Annotated in this window: 14 protein-coding genes; all 14 read right to left on the bottom strand. The window is 36.1% G+C overall.

What is annotated here, in order from left to right:
* Positions 1 to 3: 3 nt before the first annotated feature.
* On the bottom strand, positions 4 to 2,040 hold the full coding sequence (locus tag OCV11_RS00925; protein WP_261894405.1) for an HAD-IA family hydrolase: 2,037 nt from the start codon (positions 2,038 to 2,040) through the stop codon (positions 4 to 6).
* Positions 2,040 to 3,083 carry a hypothetical protein gene (locus OCV11_RS00920; protein WP_261894403.1) on the bottom strand — a complete coding sequence of 348 codons (1,044 nt, stop codon included), beginning with the start codon at positions 3,081 to 3,083 and terminating at the stop codon, positions 2,040 to 2,042. Before OCV11_RS00920 ends, OCV11_RS00925 begins: the two co-directional genes overlap by 1 nt.
* 51 nt (positions 3,084 to 3,134) lie before the next feature.
* Positions 3,135 to 4,061, bottom strand: coding sequence for a KpsF/GutQ family sugar-phosphate isomerase (locus OCV11_RS00915; RefSeq protein ID WP_261894402.1), 927 nt, complete (start codon positions 4,059 to 4,061; stop codon positions 3,135 to 3,137).
* A complete protein-coding gene (gene kdsB, locus OCV11_RS00910) occupies positions 4,058 to 4,810 on the bottom strand; it encodes a 3-deoxy-manno-octulosonate cytidylyltransferase (RefSeq protein ID WP_261894401.1) in 753 nt (250 codons plus the stop codon). The genes OCV11_RS00915 and kdsB overlap by 4 nt, the downstream gene beginning before the upstream one ends.
* A gap of 59 nt (positions 4,811 to 4,869) precedes the next feature.
* A complete protein-coding gene (gene kdsA / locus OCV11_RS00905; protein ID WP_261896200.1) occupies positions 4,870 to 5,667 on the bottom strand; it encodes a 3-deoxy-8-phosphooctulonate synthase in 798 nt (265 codons plus the stop codon).
* A gap of 22 nt (positions 5,668 to 5,689) precedes the next feature.
* Positions 5,690 to 6,400 (bottom strand): hypothetical protein, encoded by a 711-nt coding sequence (locus OCV11_RS00900; RefSeq protein WP_261894400.1) that lies wholly within the window; start codon positions 6,398 to 6,400, stop codon positions 5,690 to 5,692.
* 9 nt (positions 6,401 to 6,409) lie between these two features.
* Positions 6,410 to 7,369: a hypothetical protein gene (locus tag OCV11_RS00895; protein ID WP_261894399.1), complete on the bottom strand. Its 960-nt coding sequence runs from the start codon at positions 7,367 to 7,369 to the stop codon at positions 6,410 to 6,412.
* Positions 7,370 to 7,413: 44 nt separating this feature from the next.
* Positions 7,414 to 8,367, bottom strand: a complete 954-nt coding sequence (locus OCV11_RS00890) for a hypothetical protein (RefSeq protein ID WP_261894397.1) — start codon at positions 8,365 to 8,367, stop codon at positions 7,414 to 7,416.
* A complete protein-coding gene (locus OCV11_RS00885; protein ID WP_261894395.1) occupies positions 8,348 to 9,376 on the bottom strand; it encodes a hypothetical protein in 1,029 nt (342 codons plus the stop codon). Before OCV11_RS00885 ends, OCV11_RS00890 begins: the two co-directional genes overlap by 20 nt.
* An 8-nt stretch (positions 9,377 to 9,384) precedes the next feature.
* On the bottom strand, positions 9,385 to 10,314 hold the full coding sequence (locus tag OCV11_RS00880) for a motility associated factor glycosyltransferase family protein (RefSeq protein WP_261894393.1): 930 nt from the start codon (positions 10,312 to 10,314) through the stop codon (positions 9,385 to 9,387).
* Complete coding sequence (rfbB, locus tag OCV11_RS00875; protein WP_261894391.1) at positions 10,307 to 11,392, bottom strand: dTDP-glucose 4,6-dehydratase; 1,086 nt, start codon at positions 11,390 to 11,392, stop codon at positions 10,307 to 10,309. Before rfbB ends, OCV11_RS00880 begins: the two co-directional genes overlap by 8 nt.
* Positions 11,393 to 11,595: 203 nt before the next feature.
* The gene (locus tag OCV11_RS00870; RefSeq protein WP_261894389.1) at positions 11,596 to 12,480 is read right to left on the bottom strand and encodes a glycosyltransferase family 2 protein; all 885 of its coding nucleotides are present in this window, start codon (positions 12,478 to 12,480) and stop codon (positions 11,596 to 11,598) included.
* Complete coding sequence (locus tag OCV11_RS00865; RefSeq protein ID WP_261894387.1) at positions 12,473 to 13,312, bottom strand: glycosyltransferase family protein; 840 nt, start codon at positions 13,310 to 13,312, stop codon at positions 12,473 to 12,475. The genes OCV11_RS00870 and OCV11_RS00865 overlap by 8 nt, the downstream gene beginning before the upstream one ends.
* Positions 13,313 to 13,373: 61 nt before the next feature.
* A complete protein-coding gene (locus OCV11_RS00860) occupies positions 13,374 to 14,876 on the bottom strand; it encodes a lipopolysaccharide biosynthesis protein (protein WP_261894386.1) in 1,503 nt (500 codons plus the stop codon).
* Between the last annotated feature and the right edge of the window lie 6 nt (positions 14,877 to 14,882).

Genomic DNA, 14,882 nt, shown 5'->3' with positions numbered 1-14,882 from the left:
ATTTTATTCACCTAAAAATGGGTAACGACCAAACTGGCTAATCAATGGTCCCCATTTTAATATTAATTTTTCATCTAATTGTGCATCGCCCACAAGAGGGTTATGCCATCCAGCAGCTTGCCACTTGTCCGCTGGATTCAAAATATGCAGATTGGCTAAGCCAAAATCACCCGGTAATTGAGCATCTGCAACTGCATTATCACCTATATGCACAAAACGGTTCTTGTTCGAAAGCATATTAGCAACGTAAGACCACATAGTGGCATTATCCTTACGCAGCCCCTTTGCAGACGAAACCAACAGTTGGTAACCATTCGTTACTCCAGCTTTGCGTAACATCAATACAATTTGGTATTCGGTATAGTAAGTATCCGAGATAATGTAAACTTGCTTACCTTGGGCAATAAAGCGGTTAGCAATATCCACCATTTCATCTTTACTTTCAATCATTTCAAGATCATAAGCAAATTCCATTTCCGCATACTGATTGCTGAGTACGTCGTCCCAGTGGTAGCAATTAGCCAATTGCTGATAGGTTTCAAATATCGTCACATCTCCTTGAAAATGCTTTAACTGACGTACTTCAAACTCTGCTTGGTTACGGGCTTTAACAAAGTCATGGGCGTTAGCAACAACCCCTTGCTGTTCAAGATATTTCCCCAATTTCAGCTTGGCATAATCAGGCACATAATGAGAACGTCTTACCAATGTATCAAACACATCGAAAGAGATAACATCAAATGGAGCTAACTTATCATAGAGCTGCTGAGCATTATTAACATAATTGGCAAATACATAACTTTGGTCATGTGTAAATGCGCCTAACTCAGGATAATAAAACAGCTGACTATAACCCGATTTTTCAGCTAACAACCCAATGCAGCGCTCCAAGGCGTGCAGCGTTGAACCATCATTTGGTAAAGGCTCTTCTGGAAAATCATCATAGCAGTATGCTTTTTCAAGTAACGGCTTAATGGCTTGCGGTTTTGCCCAAAACATACCACCGACCGGATAAGGTAGAAAATCTCGATGACATTCAATATCCCACTCATTGAAATAGTCAGCTCGATAGGGCTTATTTTTTAACCAATGGTTTACCCAATCTGGCATCATGGAGAAAGAGGTCGGATAGTAAAGTCCACACTCAGAGTTATCCATCATGTAAGTTAACATTTTGGAAATAACATAGTGGTCATTCAATAGGTACTCACCTAAATAATCAGACCACTGGGTTTGAGGGCGACCAGAATATAAAGATTTCTTAGAATGAAGATGACAAAATAGATCGTAATCTAATAGTTTTTGACCAAATTCAACTAACATAGGTCCGAAATTGCGACCACGATTGGGTACAACAGCCACTTCGATTTGGTTGACACAATCAAGGCTAGCAAGATGTTGATCAATACTTTGCTGATAACTCTGATCACTAACACTGATAAAGAGATCAACATTAACAGGGAAATCTCTTAAACAACGAGCATAATACTCAATGAAATCTTCATAGAACACATGTAAACAAATCGCCACTTTTAGGCTTTTAATTTGGGTTACATTAGGCTTAATAACCAATTTATCTGTTGGAGTCCACTTAGGGTAGAACGGACAAATAACACGTCCCTCATTAACCCCTGATTCCAGATAATGCTCTAATGGGCTAATTCCCGCATAAAACACATCAATATTACGTCGTTCGTAGCTTAGATTATCAAATGCAGGGGAAGGACTAACAGAAGAAAAGGTACTTTTGTATAGATAATCACTAAAAGCCTGCAACTCCGACTCAAACCCGCGCTGCTGGACATCGCTATACCAGGTCGCATCAAATAAGCCGAGAGTTTTTGCTTGTCCTAACAGTCGCTGAATATCATTCATATCTCTGGATATTTGGCTACCTTTAAATCCCTTATTTAATTTTTTCATATTCCGGCGCAACAGAGCTGATTCAATTCGAACCGCTAAAGCCATCAAAACATCGTTGCGTCGTAATGCGTTTTCTACAAAAGGGAAACGCTGCTTTACTATTGCTCTATAATTCATCACTTCAAACCGAAAAAGTCTAGCCCGTTAATGGTTCCTTCATTGGCAGTATCATCATCTAAACAAAATAGGGGCCATATTTCACGTGGGAACATCCCCTTTTTGCTGACGAAAGCGCTGTATAACGCCTCTACCTCTGACGAAGTGAACTCTATGTCATCTTTGGCATATTTCACCATTTGTGAAATAGCTCCGCGCATAATTTGTTCGATTAAATAAAAGCGGTTTTGACTCTCCACTTTACGTCCATAATAAAAATCAAACTGACAATGAGGTAATGGACTAAATCGAATATCTTGAAACTGTCCATCGGGAGCGGTAAGTAGAGCCTCAAGGAACATAGAGCGATCGAGCGGAAGATAACCACCGCCCATACTAACGTTCTCTTTAAGGTAACCTGTCATATTTAAACGGCTATTTTCCAAATCTTTGATTCCAGGATTTGAAGCAATCAAATAATGGCCATCAATATCTTTGTTAAAAATTAAGCCCAATAATGTTTGTATCGTGCCACTGTAACCAATGTCGACAATATTCACTGTATTCTGGTCAAAAAATCCTAGCGAATCTAAATAAGCTTTATAGGCATCAAATGATTCTCGAATAATAGGTTTTAGCACCTCAATATTCGCTTCCAAAAGCTGACTTACTTGCCCTAGGTCGGCAGGCAGCAATACTTTCTGTTGATACTGTTTATCAGTAAAGGCCTTGCGAATGCTTACATCACTTAGCATAAAGCGCGTACGCATTAAGTCATATAATGTGCCAGAAAACTTAAAATTTAACGAGTACTCGAACGTCTTAGGTTCCAATAATCCGATTTTAAAAAGAAAAGCACGGGAAACCAATAAATAACTGCAATTTGCTGTTACACCTTTAGCTTCGCAGTATGCTTGATAAGCCTTTTCTAACCAATAACCTTCTCTAGCTAAGAAAAATAGCGGAGAATTATTATGGTTATTCACTAGTAACTGAGATTCGAAAAATGAAAGCAAAGGTGACAAAATATTTGCACCCAAATGCTGTAATGATTGAGTTGTCATATGGATCCTAGATATAAACCAGATAGTAACCAAATAAAAATAGAGATTATTCTATTTTTTTAATACACCGACAACACACTTATCTTTAATAACTAAAAGAGAACTAATATTGTGAACTTCCATTTTTTCCAAAGCTATGCCTATCTGAGTACCATATTCTATGGTTACAGGAGAAAAAGAAGCGATATATCCAGCTGAAATATCAAACACATCTTTACCATAACGATCCATAGCTCTTCTCAGGTCACCATCCGTAATAATGCCTATTTTATCTTCTGCTTTTACAATAGCTAAACCAAGCTTGCCATGAGTCATAGATTGCACAATTTCTTTAAATAAAGTTTGAGAATTAACAAAAGGAAGAATATCGGTCTTCATTTCATCTTCTACTTTACTCAATAAGCGCTTTCCTAAGCTTCCCCCAGGGTGAAAACGTGCAAAATTCTCGGGTTGAAAATCTCTCAACTCCATTAATGCGACTGTAAGTGCATCACCCATCACTAGTGTTGCGGTCGTAGAAGAAGTTGGAGCCAGTTGATACGGACAAGCCTCTTTAGGAACTGAAATATCCAAATGATAATGTGAATTTTTGGCTAAAGTAGAATTTTTATTACCGGTGATAGAAACAATTAGGTTTTTGTTATCGCGAAAAAAAGGGAGCAGTTTTAAGACTTCTTCTGTCTCACCAGAATTTGATATAGCAATAACAACATCTTCAGATTTCACCATCCCCAAGTCTCCATGAAACGCCTCACCTGGATGCATAAAAAAGCTCGGAGTACCTGTGCTTGCGAAAGATGCCGCTATTTTTCGGCCAATGATACCAGACTTACCCATTCCGCAAATAATAGTGCGACCATCTGTCGAGAGTATTGCATCAACTGCACGAACAAATTCATTATCAAGACGTTGTTCCATTTGCTGTAATCCTGCAATTTCTGCCATTATGACATCTCGCGCAGTTTCTAGAATATTCATTGCATCAACTCCATCTTATCCTTAATAGCCTGATAGTCTTCATAAGTATCAACACCATGTGGTAGGTCTCCCTTATAAACACACACGCCAATAGACATACCATTAGACAAAGCACGGAGTTGCTCCAGTTTTTCATACCTTTCAAGAGCAGATTCAGGGTAGGAACAAAATTGGTTCAGCGCATTAACGCGATAGGCATATATACCAATATGACGGTAAGCCATTGATATATCGCATTTATTATCACGATTAAATGGGGCTTGAGAGCGAGTAAAGTATAAGGCTTGTTGTTTTTCCCCAAGAATAGCTTTTACTACATTTGGATTTTCAAAACTTTTAACGCTATCAATCGAAGTAACAGCAGTTGATATATCAAACTGGGGATTGTTCGATGAAAAATTGGCGACGATACTTATCAATTGTTTGGGAATCAATGGTTCATCACCTTGTACATTAATCACAATATCATCTGGTGCCCAGCCGAGTTTAGTAGCGACTTCATTAATTCGATCTGTACCACTTTTATGCGTTACAGAAGTCATTACCACTGATAAGTTCAATTCAACCGCTTTTGAAAAAATACGCTCATCATCAGTTGCTAGAACTATAGACTGCTGCTCAAAACCAACCTCCAGACAACGCTGATATACATGCCAAAAAATGGGTTTACCAACAATCTCCAATAAAGGTTTACCCTCTAAACGAGATGAACCATATCGAGCAGGTATTACTATTTTTATAGAGCTCATACAATACATTACCTGTTTAATAACTAGGTACCGTAAAGTTTACAGTACCTATACAAAAGCTATGCGAACTTCGTTTCGATAAATACACGTTTATTAACAACTTGATCTATCTCTAGCAACGTTTCCAAAAGTTCTTCCATATGCTTCAGAGGAAGCATGTTTGGACCATCACATAGCGCCTTATCAGGATCTGGGTGAGTTTCCATAAATAAACCATCAATACCGACGGCAACCGCTGCTCGGGCAATAGCTGGAACATGGAAACGATTACCGCCAGTTGAACCGTTTAGGGTACCCGGCATCTGAACGCTATGAGTGGCATCCATAACAACCTTGCAGCCAGTTTCCTTCATGATCGTAAGCCCTGGCATATAGTTCACCAGTTGGCCGAATCCGAAACTGGTTCCGCGATCGCATAGCCAAATATCATCGTTCCCAACAGCACGGCATTTTTCAACCACCGGCGCCATATCGGCAGGATGCATCCACTGACCCTTTTTGATATTTACTGGCTTTCCTTGAGAGGCTACACGTTGAATAAAACCTGTTTGTCTCACAAGGAAAGCTGGCGTTTGTAGAACATCAACTACTGATGCAACTTCATTCAACGGTGTATCATCATGTACATCAGTAAGAACTCTAACTCCCAATTGATCCTTGGCTTTCTGAAGAATCTTCAACCCACCTTCGATACCTGGGCCAGTAAAAGCATTTACAGAGGATCTATTGGCTTTGGTAAAAGAAGATTTAGCAATGTATTCGATACCAAGTTTATTTGTTATTTCTTGCAATTTCCCAAACGTATCTAATACTAAAGTTTCGGATTCAATTACACATGGTCCAGCTATTAAAAACATACAACACCTGAAAAGATTAAAGTTATCGATAATGTTTATTAAAGTCTTCATTCATAAAAAAATCCACAGAAGACATTATTATTTTTGGTGACATGAAATAGGAATGTTCACAGCCTTTTGCCTTCCTTGATATAATAAGACCAGCCCTATCTTTATATATATCAATCAGTTTCTCGGCGGAGAACTTATCTGATGGATAATTACCGTATTCCAAATACAGATTGGGTAATTCTATGTGAGGTTGACGCAACAAAACGTCCATATCAATCCATTGAGTTCCAGTAGATTTTATCGCCTTTGTCCAATTCATTTGAGTATGCATGCGTGCATATTTTTCACGAGTTTGTGGAACGCCAACAATGGCACCTTTTAAGCCCATCCTAAATGCGTAGTAAATCGCTGCATACCCACCCATACTAGAACCAACGGCAAAAACATTACCGCCAACATTTTCCATTTCTTTGAAATAATTAATTATTTTCTCATAAGTATGGAATAAAGGTTTATAATCATTACCCAAGTAATATGTGTAGTTTGAATCGTTAAGAAATAAAAAACTAAAACCACATCGAGAATCAATGTCTCTGAACCAATTAATGCGATCAAACTCCTTATCAGAATTCATAGCAGAGAAAAATATAATTAACCCTTTAGATGGAATAGGTGCCGGTAGAAAAACGACATTTTCACCTAAAACAGACTGAATATTATTTTTGTACCATTTATCTTCCATTAAAAATTATCACCCAATCATGCCAATCGCATTATTCTCTGCTGTTTCTAATGACAAAACTTGACTTTCAAATATAGAAATCAATTCTTCAATTTTATTTTTTGACGGACTTGAAGTTACATGACGGTCTGAATCATGTAGATTAAAAAACAAAGAAATTCTTTTTTCTGATGATACACTTAATATATTTTTTATATCAAAAGAATCAGCTGGATACTTGCCAGCTTCAAGGTATATAGGAGGACAACATACAGCATTTTCTATACAATTACTGACTGAAATGAATTGATTACCACACCGACTTATATTTTCAAACCAAGATGAATCATTATGTAACTTTACTGCCTCGAGAGATGTCTGTGGATTAATAGCAATAATTCCACCTAAATTCATAGCAGTACCTAGTCTAATCGAACCATAGCCACCCATAGAGCCACCTATGACAAAAACCTGATCATTGTTTAGACCTAACTCACTTATCCTATCAGAAATTATTCCCACATATTTTTCAAATCTAAGTTCACCCTCTATCCCAGAATACCAAGAGTTAGTTACATCATTTAAGAAAAGATATGCACTATCTGCATTCCAATCTTCAAACTCATCCCAATACCAAGAATAACGATTATATGTTTTCCTATCAGAGTAACCAGATAGCAATACTACTAACCTACGACATTTTTGGGCTGGATAAAACAAATATTCTATGCCAAACTGACTAGATTCATAATTCTTTAGTACGTATTCACGATCAAAAGGCATTCGACCAAACAAAACCTTGTATATAAGCTTAGCTACAGTTTCCCTGACAGGTAAAATATCTTTAATTTGCTGATGAAAATCAGAATTATTTTTACCCTCCCAAAATCTATATATTTTCTCCCATTCATTATATGGAATATTTTTAAGATCTATATCATCGGAAAATGATTTTGCTAGAATGTTGACAATTTGATTTGTATTCAACACTTTAATTCAACTCAAATGATTACTATTTAAAAATAAATAAAATATCAATATATATATTGTGATATTTTATTTACATATATTTCTGCTAATCTCTTTTCAGATAGAAACTCTGTTGTATAATTTTGAATTTCACTAACTCGATAAGACAAATAGCTATCTGACATCAGTTCAGGTGTTTTTTCCAAAATTTCAAGAGAATCAGAAACAAACTCAAAGGGCGGTATTGGTGCATCTATCGTACTAGTGAATTGCTCCATCGTTTCCAAATCAGCACCAGAGAAAACCAAGCATCCAGCTTTTAATCCTTCAATAGCGGTTTGATGAATTAGACCGGAATTTATATCATCAATGACAGCCTTGGATGTCTGAAGAGCCAAAACTACTTCAGAATGAGCGACAGTATCTCTATTGAATAGGGATTTAATTGTCACAGCTTTATATGGTCTAGGTAACAATTTTAAATTATTTATATCACTAGCTGTTACTTTTGATGACCATCTATTCTCTGTAATTCTAATATGAGGAATTAAAATATTATTTGTTCTTCTCAAGAATTTATTTTGAGGAATATCCTCAACCACATTGGGAACAAGAATACCATTATCAAAGAATCGCCCATGACCTTGTGATATTTTCAAAAGGTTATCAAACTTATATTCATCTAAGATCTCATATGTAAATTGAGGGCCCTCAAATGGAGGTGAATGGATTTGATATAGTTTACTCGATGATTCCGGTGAGTTAACAAGAACAACATCGATTAACTCATTATTAACGACATTGTGAAAAATAATGCAAGATGCTTCGCGACAAACACGTCCAACATAAGACTTCCAATCTTCCATAAAACCGAAAGTACCATGAGAAATTGGAAAGGCATGATGAGGATAGTTTCTATAAATAAGAGCCTTAGTTTCTATCTTCGTTATTTTTTCTATCCACTTCGCTAATCTTTCTACAGTGCCTGCAACTGGCGTATCAGAAACTAAAACTATCATCAACCAACATCCTTACTTTTAATCCTCGCTTATAAATTTTTTTCATCATTATATCTAAAGGCAAATCGCTTAAATCATACATTCTATTAATAAAGTTAAGGTTCATTAAAACCACACAATTATCTAGCCTGATATCTGAAATTTTTCTAATTTCTCGACTAGTAACAATAACAACAGAATAATTATTAAACTCCTTAATTTTATCAATAATATCATTTGAAATAGGCTTTATTTTTGTTAACTCTCCTGACAAATAACAAAAATTACCAGACTTATATTTATCAAAGAATAACGATGGATATGTAGATATTGTAATAAGAGTTAGTAATAAATTTCTATTATTAAATGTGACATTTTTTTCATAACCACCTAGACAAGATATAACACTACCTATTCCATGAAAATCTAATCTTTCCCAATCAGACTTTAAGAAAGGAAATATCAATTGGTGCCCAACGTCTGGGCATCTTATTAGCATGTTTTTTATAATGCTTCTTGACATTATGTAAATGACATTATCAGATTTATTTACATTATCTTTTTGAGCAATGTATTCTTCAAATGAACAGAAAGAATAAGAAATTCCACTATGCAAATTTTTAGCAAAATACCTTTGATTCCATAACAGTAATGATGATGTCAACTTATGGAGTTCATCTCCTTCCTGATAGACAACAAAAACTCTTCTTGAACCTTTTTCAAATTGACTTTTTGATAAAAACGAAGAATTTGGGATATTAGAAACATACTCTGAAAACTTCCAGACAACTTCATCATTAATAACTAATTCTATATCCGAAGATACATCATTGAAACGATCTAGTAATAATACTTGAAAACCAACTGCTTTGACGCCTATTGTTTTAAAAACATCTTCTCTAGAAACTACATCTTCCTCTTTTATATAAGAAATAGTTCCTTTGTCATTTCTCAAATAGGTGTTATCTCTCATATCCTCAGAGATCCACCCAATGATTTGGGTCTTAGAAGAAAAATCTATTGAGAACATTATCACCTCTAAACAAAATTAATAGTCGAATTAAATTCTAAGCCTTTAACTTTACAACCAATACTAGTAAGCATTTTTTTACATTGTGTTAAGTTATAAACTTGAGACTTGTGTACATACTCTGGCATCGATCTAGTTCCATCGATTCTAGAATACGATTTTGGACTATTTAATAAGACACCAACAGAAGTTACTGAAGAATAACGGCCTCTATATGCTAATTGGAGCGCTGCATTAAATACTGAGCATCCATGAAATAATCTTACACCTGAGGTACAAAAACCATCACGTCCTGCTATTTGAAAATATTGGATGTTTTTTCCTAGGTATTTCAATGACATATCTATAGATAGATCATTGCAAAAAAAGTCAGTACATTTTATTTTTCCCAAATTTACTATATTTTTTCTGATAAATCTTTTATCTGTAAATATAAGTTTATCTGGATAAATTTCATTATTTTCCAAAAAAAATATCGAATCATTTAAAGCCCATATTTCACCTTCAAATGACTTTATATAATCTACATTTTCTTCTACTGTAGGAGCACCACCAATGATTAGGAGATCTCTTGATTTAGAAAAGTTTAAAAAGTCAATCGGTTCAATTTTACTTTCAGATGGAAAATATAAGTTGTGGATACTTTCACAAACCTTTATGGAAAAATCCTCCATGTCAATTTTATCAATAGCTATTTCAAAACCTGTATCAAATTCTTCAATACTGAAAGCATCTTGAACATCTTTTCGATTAATTTTGTTTAGTACAAATTCTCCAGAAAATTTCACTTCTCCAAATGCCCAACCAGACAAAATCAATCGATCGTTTTCATATCTAGCACCTTCGATCATAAGACCACTTGTGTTCTGATTAACGAACAAAGGCTCTAGTGTAGGAATATCTATAAGGTTCGAATGATCACAAATTAGTTTAACCATGGTTGATTGACTCCCACCACTTTTGATTGTTTAGATACCATTCCACTGTTTTCCGAATCCCCGTTTCGAAAGATTCGGCGGGTTTATATCCCAGTTCATTATTGGCTTTAGTGGCGTCAATGGCGTAGCGGCGGTCATGGCCAGCTCGGTCTTGCACATAAGTAATTAAACGTTCAGCCTTACCAGCAATGGCGGCTTTAGCCTGTGGGTAACAGCTTGCTAAAGAGTCATCTTTAGAAAATGCTTGATTTAATAGTTGACAAACCAAGTTGACAATATCGATATTGGCCCATTCGTTATGGCCGCCAATATTATAGTTCTCGCCTAAGCGGCCTTTATTCAACACCAACTCAATTCCGCGCGCGTGGTCTTCCACATATAGCCAATCACGAATTTGCTGGCCATCGCCGTACACGGGAAGTGGTTTGTCATGCAAAATATTGGTGATAATCAGTGGAATCAGCTTTTCTGGGAAATGGAAAGGGCCGTAGTTGTTCGAGCAGTTCGAGGTAGTCACCTCTAGGCCGTAAGTGTGGTGATACGCGTGCACTAGATGGTCTGAAGCTGCCTTTGACGCCGAATAGGGTGAATTTGGCGCATAAGCGGTTTCTTCAGTAAATGCTGGGTCATTTGGCCCTAATGTGCCATATACTTCATCGGTAGAAACGTGGTGGAAACGGTGCGTAAGTGGTGCTTCGCCTTTCGCTTTAGGCTCAGCAATCCATACTTTTTTCGCTGCTTTTAAAAGGCTATAAGTACCAAGAATATTGGTTTCTATAAACGCATCTGGCCCAGTGATTGAGCGGTCAACGTGTGACTCAGCAGCGAAATGGACGATAGTATCGAGCTTGTGCTGTTTAAGCAGCTTTTCAACTAACTCAGTGTCGCAAATATCACCGTGTACAAAGGTAAAATTATCGTGCTCTTCTACTGGCTCTAAATTGGCGCTATTACCCGCATAAGTTAGGGCATCCAATACTACAACATTATCTTGAGCATTATGTTTTAGCCAATAATGGACAAAATTGGCGCCAATAAAACCCGCACCACCTGTCACTAATAAGTTTCTTTTGATCATTGTTGGGTCTTCTATATCAATCACTGCCTAACTAGGTAAAGCATAAAGATACTCAGCTTGACGTGATTTTTGTCTTTTCAATCTAGGAAGTATTCACTGTTAACGATTTGACTTAGCTACGCTTAAGTTCCTCAAGCATAGTAACCAATTGCGCACACCAATGGACGGTAGTTAAGCCACTCAATTCTTCAGCCAAAGATTTATCAATCTTCTTTGCGAGTAATCCCGTGCCAAATGCCAGCACTCATTGCTTTAACATGCTTGCGTTTGTTACGAGTAAACAACCCGTAAACAGCAAAGCGAATCGGAAATTTAATCAGTTCGTAGCATTTCCAGATCAGCGGTACATGTTTTAAACGCAACATATAGATAGCATTGCGAAAATAATAGAAATGCCTAATTGTTGAATGGCAAGGAAAAGAAAAGAAAAAAAATCTAATAGGATTATCACCTAAAGTATGTTGCATGATTATTTTTGGGAAAACAATCACTTTATATCCAACGCTACTGGCCCTCATCCCCCATTCAATATCGACAAAATCTAAAAATAAAGATTCATCGTAGTTTCCTATTACACCCCATGCTGATAAATTAATCACACTACCTGATGTTATTGTATATGTAGCATTCACAATATCTAGATTTTTTATATCGCGATATTTATGCCGATTCAATTTACCATTTGTTATTTCAATAACATCAGCAATTTTCTGCAAATTAGTTTCGTAATAAACAGGAGCAAATAGAGCTGTTTTGTGGTGGTCTTCGGCAACAGCAATTTGCTTTAGCATCTTAGAGAAAAAGTCTTGCTCAGGGCGACTATCTTGATCAAACAGAAAGCACCAATCTGCTTTTGTATTGCTAACGTAGGTTAATCCAATATTTAATGCCCCAGCAATACCGCCTTGGTTGTGATTATAAAAAACTTTACCCGCGACCCTTTCCAGGTCCTGAGACACAGAATAGACTGGGCTGTTATCAACAATAACTACATTATGTTGCTGAGCGACAGGTAGCCAAAAATCTAGGCTTGATTGGTCTGGCTCATACAGAACCACCACAATCCAATACTGAGAAGAGTTAAGCATTATGAGTTGCGTCTACTGGTTTATCTTTTACTTTTACAGCAGTGATACGGTTGAGTTTCAATTGACTGCGTGTGCACGCGTAACCGTGAATCATCTGAACATATTTGAACACACTGATGACGTGCAAAAAAAACTCTCTTGATAAGAATTTTCGACTTGCGCATTGGCGATAGTGAACTGCAGTATTTTCTGCAAAAAAGCTGACTTTAACTCCTAATTGCAAAGCTCGATAACAAAAATCGATGTCTTCACAGTAAAGGTAGTAACGCTCATCAAAGCCATTTAATTGTTCATACAGGCTTGATTTTACTATTAAAAATGCTCCACTAGCCCAATAAGTGTCGCCAATTTTATCTGGCATTTCCTTATTTATAACCGTCGAACGGTTACCTGCCAAATAGTTTTTAATAAAATTTAAAAACTTAGGATAAGTTCTTAAATTATCATCAAAAAGTGTTTTGTTTTTATTTAGGAATAAGTTTGGTGCAGCAAGTTTAATTTGTTTCTCGTACATATTTTTTATTAGCAAGTCAATGTCAGAATGTGTCATGTAGACATCAGGGTTCAGTAATATAAAGTAGTCACTGTTTTTCATCCCCAACTCTTTTGCACGTAAAAAATTGAGATTATTATTTTCTGAAAATCCTTTCTGTCTATTATTGCAAGTATAATCGATACCAAGCCCAGCACAATATTCCTCAACATTTTTTGAGTACAGGTTATCTCTAAATATAACTATTATATTCTTATATTTTGATAGGCGCTGAAGAGTCTTTAGCTTCAAAATCAATTCATCATGATGATGTGATATGACTGAAAAATAAATTTTCACTTTCACTCCAAAGCGTTCATTTTAATGGGCCAAACTAATATTCGCATGTGAGTTTTTATCGCTATTTTAACTCTTGAACCGTTAAATAGAGAATTCTACCCACTCCAAAACTCATTGAGAATATAATGAAAAATAAAGTTATATTATATGGTATGTCAGGATATTCATTATCATCTGGTTGAGTAGGGTTTTCGACAACAACTAAATATTTTAACTGACGGTAAGTTTCTATTCTGGATTTTTCTAATGATACCTGTGAAGAGGTGTACGCTTGCAATGCTAGTTCGTTATCTACTTTTAAATCAGCAAACTTAGCGAGAATGTCACCCACTGTCCGTTTGTCATTTTTATCTCTTGTAGCCAATTTATTACGTTCATTTTCAAGTTGCATTCTCAAACCGGATATTTCTTGCTTGAGATTTAATACCCTTGGCGCGCTTTCGGTCATAATATGCCGCGCTGTTTTTAACTCAGCTTCTTTCGCTGTGATTTGTCCTTCTAAGGTGTAGGCAATTTGCTGTAGTGCTGCACCTTCTGCCGTCGGATCTAACAAATTGTACTTTTGTTGAAAGGTAAGTAGTTCACTCTGCGCCGTTTTTAATTTTTGCTCTATGTTCGCATGCTCTTTTTTCACAAAATCAAGCTGAGCTTCTGCTAACTGATGCCCAATTGAGTTAATGTACCATTCCGAACGTTTTACGATGGTTTCAACAAGCTGGTTGGCAAATTGGGGGGTAAACCCTTGCGCGTAAATACTGATAATCCCCGATGTACTGTCTATCTCTACTGTTATGTGATCTTTGTAGTAGTTTAGAAATGACTCTTTATCCTCAAATATTAGACGGCTAAATATATCGATAGTATTACTGGTGTAATGCTCTTTTAAGTGAACTTTCTCGTCTAGATAGTTCACCATGTCTGAGGAATAGATGTAAGCTTTTAATATTTGCGGGTCTGAACCTGAGGACGTACCTACACCTAACCCACTGAGTATCGCCATCGATGTATCTAATGTTGTGCTAGCATCAGGTTGCTGGACAATTACTTGGGCTTGGCTTTGGTATCTATCCGATGCAATAACTAGCTGATAAAATGAAAAAACAATCGTTGGTAATACGACAATAATAAAAAATGGTTGTCTCATCCATTTTTTAAAATTTTTCATACTATATTTTGATTGCGAAGTTGAAGTAGTGTCTTCTTCTATTCTATTTTTATCTTGCCCTTCTTCCAAGCTGGTAGTTTTTGATGTCTGATTTAATTTATTTAAAATTTCAATTCTTTCATCTAGTTTACTTTTTAGAAAAGGGCTAGTATTCGATCTCTTTTCATTTAATAGAAATTCTATATCGTTCCATTGCTCTTTAGTTAAACGCTCTTTTAATCTGTCAAACGAATATTTATTCTCCAAGTTTTTTACACGTACTAGTATTCTTTCAGCTAAGGGCATATCGGTGGATTGTAAATCTTGTGCTTTACTCTTCAAAAATTCAACATCATCGAATTGCTGTGATGTAATACTCTCTCTAAAATGTTTAAATTTTTTCTCTACTGTTTGATTCATATTACA

This window comes from Vibrio porteresiae DSM 19223 (genome assembly GCF_024347055.1).
Lineage (GTDB): Bacteria > Pseudomonadota > Gammaproteobacteria > Enterobacterales > Vibrionaceae > Vibrio > Vibrio porteresiae.
Note: the sequence above shows the minus strand (reverse complement) of the source record. Positions and strands in the feature narration are given on the sequence as shown.

Excerpts from the sequence above, each read along its gene's own strand:
- OCV11_RS00900 (WP_261894400.1), bottom strand. The coding sequence starts at position 6,400 with ATGGAAGATAAATGGTACAAAAATAATATTCAGTCTGTTTTAGGTGAA.
- OCV11_RS00925 (WP_261894405.1), bottom strand. The coding sequence starts at position 2,040 with ATGAATTATAGAGCAATAGTAAAGCAGCGTTTCCCTTTTGTAGAAAAC.
- rfbB (WP_261894391.1), bottom strand. The coding sequence starts at position 11,392 with ATGATCAAAAGAAACTTATTAGTGACAGGTGGTGCGGGTTTTATTGGC.
- kdsB (WP_261894401.1), bottom strand. The coding sequence starts at position 4,810 with ATGAGCTCTATAAAAATAGTAATACCTGCTCGATATGGTTCATCTCGT.
- kdsA (WP_261896200.1), bottom strand. The coding sequence starts at position 5,667 with ATGTTTTTAATAGCTGGACCATGTGTAATTGAATCCGAAACTTTAGTA.
- OCV11_RS00880 (WP_261894393.1), bottom strand. The coding sequence starts at position 10,314 with ATGGTTAAACTAATTTGTGATCATTCGAACCTTATAGATATTCCTACA.
- OCV11_RS00885 (WP_261894395.1), bottom strand. The coding sequence starts at position 9,376 with ATGTTCTCAATAGATTTTTCTTCTAAGACCCAAATCATTGGGTGGATC.
- OCV11_RS00920 (WP_261894403.1), bottom strand. The coding sequence starts at position 3,083 with ATGACAACTCAATCATTACAGCATTTGGGTGCAAATATTTTGTCACCT.
- OCV11_RS00870 (WP_261894389.1), bottom strand. The coding sequence starts at position 12,480 with ATGCTTAACTCTTCTCAGTATTGGATTGTGGTGGTTCTGTATGAGCCA.
- OCV11_RS00915 (WP_261894402.1), bottom strand. The coding sequence starts at position 4,061 with ATGAATATTCTAGAAACTGCGCGAGATGTCATAATGGCAGAAATTGCA.
- OCV11_RS00860 (WP_261894386.1), bottom strand. The coding sequence starts at position 14,876 with ATGAATCAAACAGTAGAGAAAAAATTTAAACATTTTAGAGAGAGTATT.
- OCV11_RS00890 (WP_261894397.1), bottom strand. The coding sequence starts at position 8,367 with ATGATAGTTTTAGTTTCTGATACGCCAGTTGCAGGCACTGTAGAAAGA.